A 13,593-nucleotide genomic window follows, 5' to 3' on the forward strand; every position below is an offset into this window, starting at 1 on the left:
GTTCCCCACGCCCCTGTTTTCGCACCCGCTACTTGGCCAGTGCGCCGAGGGTGCCCGGGTAGAGGTACTGCTTCGCGGGGATCGACGTTCCGTGGGCCCAGGCGTCGAAGAAGCCCTTGAGGTCCTGGCCGGAGACCTGTGCCGCCAGGGCCTCGAACTGGGGGAAACTCGCGTTGCCGTAGGCGTGGTCGGTGGTCCAGCGGCGGAGGGTGGTGAAGAAGGCGTCGTCGCCGACGGTGCGGCGCAGGGCGTGCAGCATCAGGGAGCCCTTGAAGTACAGGGCGGGGTCGAGTTCCTTGCCCGCGCCGGGGTCGTAGAGCTTGGTGGACCAGTAGCCGGGGTTGTCCTTGTTGTTGGCGATTTCGGCGGCGTAGAAGCCGGTGTCGAGGTTGCTGCCCTTGTGCTCCTCCCACAGCTGGTTGGCGTACTGGGCGAAGCATTCGGCGAGGCAGCCGTCGCGCCAGTCGGTGAACGAGACGCTGTCGCCGAACCACTGGTGGGCGTTCTCGTGGACGACCGACATGTCGAAGATGGCCCCGCTGTAGGTGGGCCGGCTCTGCGTCTCCAGCGCGACCGGGCCGCCGGGGCCGGGGTTCTTGGGCATGCCGACCACGATCGCGCCGGCGGAGGAGAACGGGTAGGGGCCGAACTTCGAGGCCAGGAAGGCCAGGATGTCCTGCTGTTCGGCTTCCGAGGCCGGGTCGATGGTGGCGTCGGGGCTGTAGGCCGTGATGACCGGTGTGCCGTCGGGCAGTTGGGCGCGGTGGACGGTGAAGCGGTCGATGGCGACGGTGCTGAGGTACGTCGCCATCGGGCGGTCCTCGTTCCAGCGGAAGGTCGTGGTGCCGCGGGCGGTGGTGGTCGGCCCGGGCCGGCCGTTGCCGATGGCGGTCCAGCCGTCGGGGACGGTCGCGGTGAGGGCGAAGGTGGCCTTGTCGGACGGGTGGTCGTTGGACGGGTACCAGGAGGTCGCGGAGTGCGGTTCGCCCGTGACGTTCGCGCCGCCGTCGGCCAGCGTGTGCCAGCCCTCGGCGTCGGGCGTGCCCGCGTACTTCACCCGGACGGTGAAGGTGGCGCCCCCGGCGAGCGGCCGGGCCGGGACGATGTTCAGCTTGTGCTCGCCGGAGCGCGAGATGGACCGCGCCGGTGTGCCGTTCACGGTGACCGAGGCGACCGTGAAGCCCTTCAGGTCGAGGCTGAGGCGGTCCAGCGTGCGAGTCGCCCGGGCGGTGACGGTGGTGTCGCCGTCCAGGTGGTCCGTGCGGGCCGGGTCGTAGGCGATCCGGACGTCGTAATGCCCGACGTCGTAGCCGGAGTTGCCGTCGTCGGGGAAGTACGGGTCGATGCCGGTCGCCGCCGAGGCGGGCAGCGCGGTCAGGGCGACGCCGAGGGCGGTGGCGATCGCGAGGGCGGTGGCGGTCCGTCGGGTGCGCATATGAGCTTCCTGGGGTTGTCGGGTCGGTCAGGGACGGGTGGTGGCGGCGAGCTGCCAGAGCACGCCGATCAGGGCGTTGGTGCTGGTGGTCTCGGTGGCCGGATCGACGTTGGCGAGGGTGTCGCACGCCTGGTGGATGCAGTCCGAGATGCCGGTGCTGAAGCCGGAGGACGGGATGCCGGCGCTGCCGAACGACTCGTTGTCCGACCCGCCGATGCCGATGTCGAAGGTGGCGTGCCCGCGGTCGGCGAACCAGGAGGCGAAGGCCTGCCCGGCCGCCTCGTCGGCCTGCGGACCGTCCTGCACCACGAGCCACTGCTGGGTGTTCCGGCTGCCCGTCTGGTCGAAGTTGAGGTAGAGGTCGATCGCCTTGCGGTCGTCGGCGGACAGGCCGTTGACGTAGTCGGCGGAGCCGACCAGTCCGGCCTCCTCCGCCCCCCACCAGGCGAACCGCAGGTGCCGGGCGGGCTTGAGCCGGGCCTTGGCGACCTGGAGGGCGGTGGTCAGCACGGTCGCCGAACCGGAGCCGTTGTCGTTGATGCCCGGGCCCACCGGGACGCTGTCCAGGTGGGCGCCGGTGAGCAGCACGTGGTTCGGGTCGCCGCCCGGCCAGTCGGCGATCAGGTTGTAGCCGGCCCGGCCGTCGTGATCGAAGCGTTGGAGCTCGGTGCGGAACCCCGCCCGGTCCAGCGCGTTCCGCACGTACGACACCGACTCCGTGTACCCCCGGGTGCCGTGCGCGCGGTTGCCGCCGTTGCGGTCGGCGATCCGCTGCAGGGCGCTCAGGCGCGGCATCACGTCCCGCTCCGAGACGGTCGGGGCGGCCGCGGCGGCCACGCCCTCGGCAGGTGCGGCCGCGGCGACCGCGGACAGGGCCAGGGCCACGCCGAGCAGCCGGGTGGCGAGGAGCGACGGGCGGAGGGAGGACTTCACGCGGAGGCCTTTCGGAGCGGTACCGGGGCTCGCCCCGGCGGACTCCGCCACACTGGCCGGTCCGTGTCAGGAAGTTGTCAGGAACCGGTGGGGAAGCAGTGGGCCGTGACGTGACGTCAGATCGGCTCCCCGAGCAGGCGTTCTACGATCACCGCATGTGTGCACATGTCGTCGTCGCCGAGGACGATCCCAAACAGGCCGACCTCGTCCGCCTGTACCTGGAACGCGAAGGGCACCAGGTCGTCGTCGTCCACGACGGCCGCGCCGCCCTGCGCGAAGCCCGCCTCGGACCGGCCCAACTCCTGGTCCTGGACGTCATGATGCCCGTGCTGGACGGCCTCGACGTCTGCCGGGCCCTGCGCGCCGAGTCCGACCTGCCGGTGCTGATGCTCACCGCCCGCACCGCCGAGGACGACCTGCTGCTCGGCCTCGACCTCGGCGCCGACGACTACCTCACCAAGCCCTACAGCCCCCGCGAACTCGTCGCCCGGGTCCGCGCCCTGCTGCGCCGCCGCGCCCCCGCCGCCCCGCCCCGGGACACCGCGACGCCACCGGGCGCGCTGAGCGCCGGAACCCTGACCGTCGACCCGCTGCGCCACGAAATCACCGCCCACGGACAGCCCGTCAACTGCACACCCGCCGAATTCCGGCTGCTGGAGGTGCTGGCCGCCCAGCCCGGCCGGGTCTTCACCCGGGCCCAACTGCTGCAACACCTGCACGGCATCGACCGGTACACCACCGCCCGCACCGTCGACACCCACGTGATGAACCTGCGCCGCAAGATCGAACCGCACCCGCAGCGCCCCACCGTCCTGCTGACGGTGTACGGCATCGGCTACAAGCTCGCGGAGGTGCCGCGCGTTGCCCCGTGACACCCCGCTGCGCCGCAGCCTGACCGCCCGACTGCTCGCCCTCTCCGCGCTGGTGTCGCTCTGCTCCATCGCCGCCACGGCCTGGCTGGCCGCCCGCACCACCACCGGCGCGATCAAACAGGAACAGACCCAGGCCATCGCCGACCACACCCGGATCTACCGGCAACTGCTCGGCTACGCCGCGACCCACCCCGACTGGAACGACGCCCAGGACACCGTGCGGCAACTCGCCGCCGCCACCGGGCAGCGCATCGTCCTCGCGACCCCGCGCTTCGAACCGGTCATCGACTCCGCGGCCCCGGCCCCCGACCCTGCCGCCTTGCCCCGCACGCCCACCACCATCGTCGACCCGCTCTCCGTCGACCTCGCCATGCTGCCCGACGCCCCCGGCGACCGGATCGACGCACGCGCGGTCGGCCCGTTCCGGCTGACCCCGGGGGAGCACCAGGCGCTGCGCAACGAACTCGAGCAGCAGGCCGACTGCATGCGCACGGTGCTCGGCGTCGACGCGACCGTCACCGACGACCTCGCCGGGCGGCCGCAACTGCGCACCGCCAACGGCTCCGTCCTCGGCCGGCGCTGCGCGACGCCCATGGTGGCCAGCGCCCCCACCCGCACCGACACGGCGGCCCTCGCCGACCTCACCGCCCTCGCCAACGCCTGCCTGGCCCGCCAGCAGCTCGGACCCGTCACCCTGTCGCTGGGGCCGGACGGCGCCCCGGTCAGCAACGCCCGCCCGGACCAGCCGACCTCGGCGTGCCTCACCAACGCCCGCCGGCAGCAGCTCGTGCAGTACGTGGCGCCGCCCATGCTGCTGTTCGTCGGCACCCCGGCCGACACCGCCGGTCCCGCACCCGTCCTGACCGCCGCCCACCCCGGACGGGTCACCGAGGTCTCCGCCGTGGTGCTGGTGGTGACCGTGGCCGTCACGGTGACGGTCGGACTGCGGCTCTCCAGGCCGCTGCACGCACTCACCCACGCGGCCCGGCGGATGGCCGATGGAGACCTCTCGGCGCGGGTACGGGTCACCGGCCGCAACGAGATCTCCGGACTCGCCGCCGCCTTCAACGCCATGGCGGAGCAGCGCGGACAACTGGAGGAACTGCGCAAGGCCATGGTCGGCGACATCGCGCACGAACTCCGCACCCCGCTGAGCAACATCTGCGGCTGGCTGGAGGCCGTCGAGGACGGCGTCGCCACCGCCGACCGGGCCCTCACCGGCTCCCTGCTCGAAGAGGCCATGCTGCTCCAGCACCTCATCGACGACCTGCGGGACCTCGCCGCCGCCGACGCGGGCGAACTGACCCTGTTCCGCGAACCCGTCGACGTCGACGAACTGTTGACGCAGGTCGCCAACGCGCACGGCGCGCAGGCACAGGCGTCCGGGGTGACGCTGGCCGTCGAGCCGGCCGCCGATGCCTCGGAGGTCTTTGCCGACCCGGTGCGGCTGCGGCAGGCCGTGGGGAACCTGGTCTCCAACGCCGTCCGGTACACCCCCGCGGGCGGCACCGTCACCCTGCGGGTCCGGGCCGAGAGCGACGCCGTGCTGATCGAGGTCGCCGACACGGGCAGTGGCATCGCCGAGGCGGACCTGCCGCTGGTCTTCGAACGCTTCTGGCGCGCCGAGAGGTCACGCAGTCGGCGCAGCGGGGGCAGCGGGCTCGGCCTCGCCATAGTCCGCAAGATCGCCGAGCTCCACGACGGCGGCGTCCAGGCGGCCAGCACGCCGGGGGCGGGCTCGGTGTTCACCGTCCGGCTGCCGCTCGAGGGTGCGAAATCAGGCTCGCGCGAGCCGGCGGGCAGGCCTCCAGGGGCGCTGGGACCTGGGCGACAAGCGCACGCCCGTCCGTAAGGTCGCGAACACGCGCACGTCATGGCCCTCGTCGCGATCTTGCGGTGGGGCGCCTTCCGCTGCGCGCAGTTCCGCCCCCTCGCTTCGCTGGGGGTACCCCCAGCGCCCCCGGATTCGCACCCGCCTGCGCTCTCCCGGTATGCGCACTCGCTGCCCTTTCCCTCCATGCTTGTCACGAGGTCCCCCATGCGTACAGAATGGAACCGACCGAACGGTCAGTCGGGAGGTGGGTGGTGGAGGCGAGCGCGGAAGCGCAGTCGCGGTTCGAGGCGGTGATCGCCAACGAACAGCGCGTGGAGCCCCGGGACTGGATGCCCGAGGCGTACCGGGCGACCCTGGTGCGGCAGATTGCGCAGCATGCCCACTCGGAGATCATCGGGATGCAGCCGGAGGGAAACTGGCTGACCCGGGCGCCGTCGCTCAGGCGCAAGGCGATCCTGTTGGCGAAGGCGCAGGACGAGGCCGGGCACGGGCTGTACCTGTATGCGGCGGCGGAGACCCTGGGCGTGGATCGGGCCGAGCTAACCGAGAAGCTGATCGACGGGCGGCAGAAGTACTCGTCGATCTTCAACTACCCGACGCTGACGTTCGCGGACGTCGGCGTGATCGGCTGGCTGGTGGACGGCGCGGCGATCTGCAACCAGGTCCCGCTGTGCCGGTGCAGTTACGGGCCGTACGCGCGGGCGATGGTGCGGATCTGCAAGGAGGAGTCCTTCCATCAGCGGCAGGGCTACGAGTTGCTGATGACGCTGATGGCCGGCACCGAGGCGCAGCAGCGGATGGTGCAGGACGCGGTGGACCGCTGGTGGTGGCCGTCGCTGATGATGTTCGGCCCGCCGGACGGGGCCTCGCCGAACAGCGAGCGGTCGATGGCATGGCGGATCAAGCGGCACAGCAACGACGAGCTGCGCCAGCGCTTCGTCGACATGACCGTCCCGCAGGCCGAGCATCTCGGCGTCACACTGCCGGACCCGGCGCTCGCCTGGAACGAGGAGCGCCGCAGCTGGGACTTCGGCGAGCCGGACTGGTCGGAGCTGATGCAGGTGATCAAGGGCCAGGGCCCGTGCAACGCGCAGCGGATCGACCGGCGGCGCGCCGCCCACGAGGACGGCGCCTGGGTGCGTGAGGCGGCGTCGGCGTACGCGGCCAAGCGCGGGCAGAGGAAGGGGAGTTCGGAATGAGCGGGGAGCGATCGTCCTGGCCGCTGTACGAGGTGTTCGTACGGCCCCGGCGCGGACTGAACCACGTGCATGTGGGGTCGCTGCACGCGGCCGACGACAGGATGGCGCTGCTGGCGGCGCGGGACCTGTACACCCGGCGCAACGAGGGGGTGAGCCTGTGGGTGGTCCGCTCGGACGCGATCGCCGCGTCCAGCCCGGACGAGCAGGACCCGTTCTTCGCGCCGAGCGGCGACAAGGTGTACCGGCACCCGACGTTCTATCCGATCCCCGAGGACGTTCCGCACATCTGACGCGGAGCTGATCCACCGTCAATTACTGGGCAGGGAAGGCGACATGACCGACGACCACGTGTACCTCTCACTGGCCGACGCCGCCGGGGAGCCGGACGGCGAGGCCCGCTGGGCCTACGGCACGGGGTTCGCCGATCCGCTGCTGGGCGTGGACGCCGCGCCGCCGCCGGGCATCGACCCGGCGGACCTCGCGGCGTACTGCCTGATGCTGGGCGACGACGCGCTGGTGCTGTCCCAGCGGCTGATCCAATGGATCACCCGGGCACCGGAGTTGGAGGAGGAGGTGGCGCTCGCCAACCTCGGCCTCGACCTGCTCGGACAGGCCCGCCGACTGCTCACCCGGGCCGGGCAGCTGGACGGCACCGGCCGCGGTGAGGACGAACTCGCCTACTGGCGCGAGGACTTCGAGTACCGCAACGTCCGCCTGGTGGAGCTGGAGAACGGCGACTTCGCGCAGTGCGTGGCCCGGCTGCTGATGTTCGCCACCGCCCGCGAGGAGCTGTACCTCCGCCTGGCCGGGCACGCCGACCCGGTGCTGGCCGCCGTCGCGGCCCTCGGCGTCAAGGAGTTGGCGTACCACCGGGAGTACGCGCAGTCCTGGGTGCTGCGGCTCGGCGACGGCACCGCGTACTCGCGGGAGCGGATGCAGGCCGCGCTGGACGCGCTGTGGCCCTGGCTGGACGAGCTGTTCACCCCGCACGAGGTCGAACTGCGGCTCGGCGTCGACCCGTTCGAGCTGCGTGAACCCGTACTGGCAAGCCTGGCAGCGGTGTTGGGGGAGGCCACACTGAGCGTCCCGGAGACCGCGCCGCGGGCGTACGTGAACGGCCGGGCCGGGCGGCACGGCGTGCACACCGAGGCGCTCGGCCCGCTGCTGGCCGAGCTCCAGGTGGTGGCCAGAGCGCACCCGGGGGCGACATGGTGACCACAGTCGAACGGGCCAGGGAGGTCGCGGCCGCGGTGCCCGACCCCGAACTGCCCATGCTCACCCTGGCAGACCTCGGCATCCTCGCCGACGTCGAGGAGCACGACGGGACGATCACCGCCTGGCTCACACCCACCTACTCCGGCTGCCCCGCGGTCGCCGAGATGGCCGGCGACGTGGCCCGGCGGCTGCGCGCGGCCGGCTTCGAGCAGGTCGAGGTGCGGCTGCGGATCGACCCGCCGTGGTCCAGCGACCGGATCAGCGAGGAGGGCCGCCGGAAGCTGGCCGAGTCGGGCATCGCCCCGCCGGTTCTCGGGGCGCGGCCCGTGGTGACCTCGCTGACACTCGGCCCGACCCGGCTGGCCGTGCACTGCCCGCAGTGCGGCTCCACCGACACCGAGGAACTCTCCCGGTTCGGCTCCACCGCCTGCAAGTCGCTGTGGCGGTGCCGCAGTTGCCGCGAACCCTTCGACCGGATCAAGGAGATCTGATGGCCGCCCGCCGCCCGCAGTTCCACATGCTGCCGATCGGCAACCTGGAACGGCTCTGCGAGGACGCCGTCGCGGTGACCTTCGACGTACCGCCCGCGCTCGCCGAGGAGTTCACGTTCCGGCCCGGGCAGACGCTCACGCTGCGCCGGATCGTCGACGGGGTGGACGAACGCCGCTCCTACTCGCTGTGCTCGCCCGTCGGCGGGCCACTGCGGATCGCCGTCCGCGAGGTGCCCGGCGGCCTGTTCTCGCACTGGCTGGTCGACCAGGCCGCGATCGGCGAGATGGTCGAAGTCCTGCGCCCCAGTGGGACGTTCACCGCCGACCCGGCCGAACCCGGCGAGCACGTGCTGATCGCCGCGGGCTCCGGCATCACCCCGATGGTGTCCATCGCGGGCTCCGTGCTGGCCGGCCACCCCGACTCGCGGGTCACCCTGCTGTACGGCAACCGGCGCAGCGACACGGTGATGTTCGCCGACGAGCTCGCCGACCTGAAGGACCGCTACCTCGACCGCTTCCAGCTCGTCCACGTGCTGTCCCGGGAGAGCCGGGACGCCGAACTGCTCAGCGGCCGGCTCGACGCGGACCGGGTGAAGGCGCTACTGGAGGCGCTGGTGGACGTCCCCGAGGTCGACCACTGGTGGCTGTGCGGGCCGTTCGGGCTGGTGACGGACGCCAAGCAGCTTCTGGCCGAACTCGGCGTCCCCGCCGGGCGGGTGCACCAGGAACTGTTCCACGCCGAGGACGAACGGGCCGAGGAACGACACCTGGAACCCGCGCCCGACGCCGACGCCAGCGAGGTCACCCTCGTCCTCGACGGCCGCTCCAGCACACTCGCCCTGCCGCGCGACCGCGCCATCCTGGACGGCGCCCAACGCGCCCGCCCCGACCTGCCGTTCGCCTGCAAGGGCGGCGTCTGCGGCACCTGCCGCGCCCTGCTCTGCGAGGGCAAGGTCGAGATGCGCCGCAACTTCGCGCTGGAGGAGTCCGAACTGGCCGCCGGCTACATCCTCACCTGCCAGGCCCGGCCGGTCTCCGACCAGGTCACCGTGGACTACGACCGGTAACTGCCGTCTGACGGGAGCTCCCGCTGCGCGGTAACTCCCGTCAGACGGTAACTCCCGTTACACGGCGGCGGGTTCGGCGGCCGGCCGGCCGCTTCCGCGCAGCAGGCGGACGACCTCGTTCACCGCTGCGCGGCCCGCCCGGTTGGCGCCGACCGTGGACGCCGAAGGGCCGTAGCCGAGCAGGTGGATGCGCGGGTCGTCGGTGACGCGGGTGCCGGTCATCCGGATGCCGCCGCCCGGGCCGCGCAGGGCGAGCGGCGCCAAGTGGGTCAGCTCGGCGCGGAAACCCGTCGCCCAGATGATCACATCCACCGCCAACTCCTGCTCGCCCCAGGCCACTCCGTGCTCGGTGAGACGGTCGAACATCGGGCGGCGGTTCAGCATACCCAGCGCCTCGGCCCGGCGGTACGCGACGCTCGGGCCGAGACCGGTCACCGAGACCACGCTGCGCACCGGCAGGCCCGCCGCGACCCGCTCCGCCACCTTGGCCACCACCTCGCGGCCGAACTCCGGTGTGAACGGCCCCTCGTGGACCACCGGCGGGGTACGCGTCACCCACACCGTCTCGGCGACCTCACCCACCTCGGACAGCACCTGGATCGCCGACGCCCCGCCACCGACCACCACCACCCGCAGCCCGGCGAACTCCGCCGGGCCCCGGTAGTCCGCGTAGTGCAACTGACGGCCCGCGAAGTGCCCCGGGTAGCGCGGCAGGAACGGCCGCGTCCAAGTGCCGGTCGCGTTCAGCAGCGCCCGGGTGACCCAGTTGCCGGAGTCGGTCTCCACCAGCAGCCGCCCGTCCGCCCGGTCGCGCACCGCCAGGACCTTCACCGGGCGCACCACCGGCAGGGCGTGCTGCGCCTCGTACGCGGCGAAGTAGCCCGGCACGGCGACCCGGGCCGGGGCGGCCGGGTCGGTGGCGGGCAGCTCGAAGTCCGGCAGGTCGTGGAAGCCGTGCACGGTGGCCATCGTCAGCGACGGCGAGCGGTGCGCCCAGGCGCCGCCCGGGGCGTCGTCCGCGTCCAGCACCACGAAGCCGGTGTACGGGGCGAGGCCGCGACGGTGCAGGTGGTAGGCGGCGGACAGGCCGGCCTGGCCCGCGCCGATCACCACCGCGTCCACCTCGCGGGGGTCGGCGGCAGCGGGCTCGGTCGTTGCACCTTGAACAGTCACGCCCGTGAAACATCGCCGCGCGGGCGGGTGTTCCCGTCTTACCTGCCGTTCTCGGGCAGCAGGCGCAGGGCAGCGGCGACCAGCGCCTCGGGGCCGTCCGGGCGCAGGCCCAGGAACAGCCGGGGCTCGGTGAGTTCGAGCTCGATCAGCGCGGGGGAGCCGTCCGGCAGACGCACCAGATCGACCCGGGCGTAGAGCAGCTCCGCGCGCTCCGGGACGGCCGCCAGCACCCGCTCGGCGAGGGCGAGTTGGTCGTCGGCGGGCTCCCGGGCGACATCGGCGAAGCCGCCACCGAGCATCGGGCCGCGGCGCACCGCGTGGCTGAACTCCCCGCCCAGGTACAGCAACGAGGTCTCGCCCTCGTCCTCGACCATCGGCAGGTACGGCTGCACCATCGCGGTGCGGCCGGCCGCGGTGAGGGCGGCGGTGTGCGCGAGCGCCTCGGCACGGTCGGTGGTGCGCAGGGTGTCCCGGGCGCCGGACGAGACGGTGGGCTTCACCACCAGCTCCGGCCAGTCGGCGCCGGCGAGTTCCCCGCCCGGGGCGACCCAGACGGTGGGAACGATCGGCACACCGGCCCCGGCCAGGTCGCGCAGGTAGGTCTTGTCGGTGTTGCGCTCCAGCACCGGTACCGGATTGGCCAGCCGGGTCAGCGCGGCCGTCCGGCGGGCCCAGTCGAGGAACGCGTCGCGGTACAGGATGTAGTCCCAGACGCTGCGGACCAGAACCAGCTCGTAGCCGCTCCAGTCGACCGCCGGGTCGTCCCAGACCGCAGCCTCCGCGGACACCCCGGCCCGGGCGAACGCGGCCAGCACGGGCCGCATTTCCACGTCCTCGATGCCCCGGCAGGTGGCGTACGCGACCCGGGCCGGGCCGGTCGGTGCGGGAACGGGAGGCAGAGGGGTACTCACGGGTGCTCCTGGCGGTGCGCGGGACGGGCCGGCAGCGAGGCTCTTATGCGCCCGTGAGCGGTGTCAACCGTATTACTGACCGTCAGACAAGTTGACCGCTCTGTGGTCGAAACCGAGTTCATCTACGCGGGGATGGTCTCCGCGTAGATGAACTCCGGCGCGTGATCACTTCTGATCAACCGTGACCGCCCCCGGAATCGAGTCAGCCGTCGAGCGGCTCGATGACCGCGGCGGTGCCGTACGCGCACACCTCCGTACCGACGTCAGCAGCCTCCGTGACGTCAAATCGCATCATCAGAACGGCGTTGCCGCCACGCGCCTTGGCCTGCTCGACCAGCCGCTCCATCGCCTGGTTCCGGGTCTCCACGAGCGTCTTCGTGAGGCCCCTCAGCTCACCGCCCATCAGCGACTTCAGGCCCGCGCCGATCTGTGAGCCGATGTGCCGCGAACGCACCGTCAGGCCGAACACCTCGCCGATCACCCGCACCACCTTGTGGCCCGGCACATCGTTCGTGGTGACCACCAGCACGCCGCCGGACGGATCCTGCCCACCGCCGAAATTGTTCAGTTCACTCATGGTTCCCACCTTTCGTCACGATTTGGTCGGAACGCCAGCATGGCACACGGAAAGCGCTTTCCACGCTACCTCGGCAGGCCTGTCCGGCATCGGATCGGGAGAGCGGATGGACATCGGACCCCCGGGTTTGTCAACCTGGTGGCATGGGCGAGCGAAGCGATCATCCACACGGGCCTGGCGCGGCGGAGGACTCCGGCGCGCAGGAGATCGAGGCCACCGTGGTGCTGGGCATCCGGATCACCGACTGGCCGGCCCTGCGGGCCGCCGCACAAGCGGCCGTCGAAGACCTGGATTTCGCCGGGATCGACCCCGAGGGCCAACGCCGCCAACTGCTGCGGGAAGTCGCCGAAGACCCCAACGCGGCCCTCGGCGCACTGCTCCACCCCGACCGGCTGGTCGCCGCCATCCCCGGCATCGAAGCCCTCGGCGGCACGCTGGAAATCAGCGTCACCGACGACTTCGCACCCGACTTCGCCGAACTGTTCCCCCTCGACGACGGCAGCGACACCGGCGACTGGACCCTCACCCCGCGCACCGCGTGCCTGCTGCACACCCAGCTGATCAGCCTCTCCGACGCCGCCTACGAAGACCTCGACGAACACGGCGACGACCCCGTCACCGTCGTCGACGAAGCCGACTGGACCGTCTTCGGCCGCCTCCAGCAGCGCACCTGGAACCTGCACCGCGGCTGGCGGCGCGCCTTCGCCCGCGCCTTCGACGACCTCGCCGACGACCTCGCACTCGGCGAATGGCCACTGCCCCGCAGCCTCGCGGAGGACGTCGCGCTGCGCCTCGCGCTCGCCGACGCCCGCGCACTGCTCGGCTCCCAACCCGAGTCCGTGGCCGACATGATGGGCGACCTGCCCGCCGACCTGTACGACTACGACTGGGACGGCTGCGCCGACGAACTCTTCGGCGTCTACGGCCCCGAAGAGACCCCCGACGACCTGGACGCCGGACAGCGGATCGACCAACTCCTCGCCGCCACCCACCCCGAGGGCTGGTTCCTCGGCTACCAGGACGCCGAGGAACGCGACCCTGGGCGAGGCTACCGGCGCTGAACTGGCATGCTGGAGGCGTGAGCTCACCCACCGACGTGCCCAGCGAACTTCCCCCGTCCGCCCCCGCCGCTCTGCCCGCGGTCGGCGGGGACGCCGAGGACCGCGACTCCCACGAGCAGTACGTGCTGCCGCTGGTGGTCCGGTTGGAGAAGGCCGACCCGCCCGGCCGGACGGACGCGCTGGAGACCTCGGCCCGGGCCGTGCTCACCCTGCTGTCCGACCCGCGGGTCACCGCCGACGACGGCGAGTGGGCGGAACGCGTCAAGGCCTGGGAGGACGCCCGGATCCGCAAGGTCGTGCGGCGCGCCCGCGGCGGCGAGTGGCGCAAGGCGGGCGAGCTGCCCGGAATCACCGTCACCGGCGAGCGCGCCGAAGTCCGCGTCTTCCCGCCGATCCCGCTGGACGGCTGGCCCAAGGAACTCGCCAAACTCCAGGTCTCCGGCACCGAACTCGACGACCCCACCCCGCCCGGCCCCGCCCCCGAGGGCGTCCCCGTCCTGTGGCTCAACCCCGAGTTGGAGATGAGCGCCGGCAAGACCATGGCGCAGACCGGCCACGCCGCCCAGCTCGCCTGGTGGGAACTGAACGACGCCGAGCGCAAGGAATGGGCCGAAAGCGGCTTCCAGCTCGCCGTCCGAACCGCCCCCGCCGCCGACTGGCCCGCCCTCACCGACGGACACCTCCCGGTCGTCCGCGACGCCGGCTTCACCGAGATCGCCCCCGGACCGACTGTTGCAGTCGAGGGCGGCACACGCTACTGCCCCACCCCGCGCCTTCGACGTTCGTGATGCGCCAGCAGGGGCGTTTCAAAGTCCCGGTGATCAT

Annotated in this window: 14 protein-coding genes; 9 read left to right on the forward strand and 5 right to left on the reverse strand. The window is 72.2% G+C overall.

What is annotated here, in order from left to right; genetic code table 11:
* Positions 1-28 precede the first annotated feature (28 nt).
* Both ACFYST_RS03310 and ACFYST_RS03315 read right to left on the reverse strand, forming a co-directional pair.
* The gene (locus tag ACFYST_RS03310; protein WP_387859518.1) at positions 29-1,435 is read right to left on the reverse strand and encodes a M1 family metallopeptidase; all 1,407 of its coding nucleotides are present in this window, start codon (positions 1,433-1,435) and stop codon (positions 29-31) included.
* 27 nt (positions 1,436-1,462) lie between these two features.
* Positions 1,463-2,368, reverse strand: a complete 906-nt coding sequence (locus ACFYST_RS03315; protein WP_387859520.1) for a M28 family peptidase — start codon at positions 2,366-2,368, stop codon at positions 1,463-1,465.
* Positions 2,369-2,523: 155 nt separating this feature from the next.
* Here ACFYST_RS03315 and ACFYST_RS03320 point away from each other — a divergent pair, with 155 nt between their 5' ends.
* From ACFYST_RS03320 to paaE, 7 genes are all read left to right on the forward strand, one after another.
* A complete protein-coding gene (locus ACFYST_RS03320; protein ID WP_387859522.1) occupies positions 2,524-3,240 on the forward strand; it encodes a response regulator transcription factor in 717 nt (238 codons plus the stop codon).
* Positions 3,230-5,092 (forward strand): sensor histidine kinase, encoded by a 1,863-nt coding sequence (locus tag ACFYST_RS03325; RefSeq protein ID WP_387859524.1) that lies wholly within the window; start codon positions 3,230-3,232, stop codon positions 5,090-5,092. Before ACFYST_RS03320 ends, ACFYST_RS03325 begins: the two co-directional genes overlap by 11 nt.
* 197 nt (positions 5,093-5,289) lie before the next feature.
* Positions 5,290-6,273, forward strand: coding sequence for a 1,2-phenylacetyl-CoA epoxidase subunit PaaA (paaA, locus tag ACFYST_RS03330; protein ID WP_387635009.1), 984 nt, complete (start codon positions 5,290-5,292; stop codon positions 6,271-6,273).
* On the forward strand, positions 6,270-6,563 hold the full coding sequence (gene paaB / locus ACFYST_RS03335) for a 1,2-phenylacetyl-CoA epoxidase subunit PaaB (RefSeq protein WP_387635006.1): 294 nt from the start codon (positions 6,270-6,272) through the stop codon (positions 6,561-6,563). The genes paaA and paaB overlap by 4 nt, the downstream gene beginning before the upstream one ends.
* Before the next feature lie 43 nt (positions 6,564-6,606).
* The gene (paaC, locus tag ACFYST_RS03340) at positions 6,607-7,488 is read left to right on the forward strand and encodes a 1,2-phenylacetyl-CoA epoxidase subunit PaaC (protein WP_387859525.1); all 882 of its coding nucleotides are present in this window, start codon (positions 6,607-6,609) and stop codon (positions 7,486-7,488) included.
* The gene (gene paaD, locus ACFYST_RS03345; RefSeq protein WP_387859526.1) at positions 7,482-7,979 is read left to right on the forward strand and encodes a 1,2-phenylacetyl-CoA epoxidase subunit PaaD; all 498 of its coding nucleotides are present in this window, start codon (positions 7,482-7,484) and stop codon (positions 7,977-7,979) included. Before paaC ends, paaD begins: the two co-directional genes overlap by 7 nt.
* Entirely contained in the window at positions 7,979-9,046 is a 1,068-nt protein-coding gene (gene paaE, locus ACFYST_RS03350; RefSeq protein WP_387634998.1) for a 1,2-phenylacetyl-CoA epoxidase subunit PaaE, read from the forward strand. The genes paaD and paaE overlap by 1 nt, the downstream gene beginning before the upstream one ends.
* Before the next feature lie 57 nt (positions 9,047-9,103).
* Here the strand turns inward: paaE and ACFYST_RS03355 are convergent, their stop codons facing one another.
* The 3 genes from ACFYST_RS03355 to ACFYST_RS03365 form a co-directional block, all read right to left on the reverse strand.
* Positions 9,104-10,219, reverse strand: coding sequence for an NAD(P)-binding domain-containing protein (locus ACFYST_RS03355; RefSeq protein WP_387859527.1), 1,116 nt, complete (start codon positions 10,217-10,219; stop codon positions 9,104-9,106).
* A gap of 38 nt (positions 10,220-10,257) precedes the next feature.
* Positions 10,258-11,130: a RimK family alpha-L-glutamate ligase gene (locus tag ACFYST_RS03360; protein WP_387859528.1), complete on the reverse strand. Its 873-nt coding sequence runs from the start codon at positions 11,128-11,130 to the stop codon at positions 10,258-10,260.
* A gap of 202 nt (positions 11,131-11,332) precedes the next feature.
* Positions 11,333-11,707, reverse strand: a complete 375-nt coding sequence (locus ACFYST_RS03365) for a YbjQ family protein (RefSeq protein ID WP_387634990.1) — start codon at positions 11,705-11,707, stop codon at positions 11,333-11,335.
* A gap of 143 nt (positions 11,708-11,850) precedes the next feature.
* Here ACFYST_RS03365 and ACFYST_RS03370 point away from each other — a divergent pair, with 143 nt between their 5' ends.
* Together ACFYST_RS03370 and ACFYST_RS03375 are read left to right on the forward strand one after the other, a co-directional pair.
* Complete coding sequence (locus tag ACFYST_RS03370) at positions 11,851-12,768, forward strand: hypothetical protein (protein WP_387634988.1); 918 nt, start codon at positions 11,851-11,853, stop codon at positions 12,766-12,768.
* Between the two features lie 17 nt (positions 12,769-12,785).
* The gene (locus ACFYST_RS03375; RefSeq protein ID WP_387859530.1) at positions 12,786-13,556 is read left to right on the forward strand and encodes a peptidyl-tRNA hydrolase; all 771 of its coding nucleotides are present in this window, start codon (positions 12,786-12,788) and stop codon (positions 13,554-13,556) included.
* The last annotated feature ends 37 nt before the right edge of the window (positions 13,557-13,593 follow it).

The sequence above is a fragment of the Kitasatospora sp. NPDC004614 genome (genome assembly GCF_042873675.1).
GTDB lineage: Bacteria > Actinomycetota > Actinomycetes > Streptomycetales > Streptomycetaceae > Kitasatospora.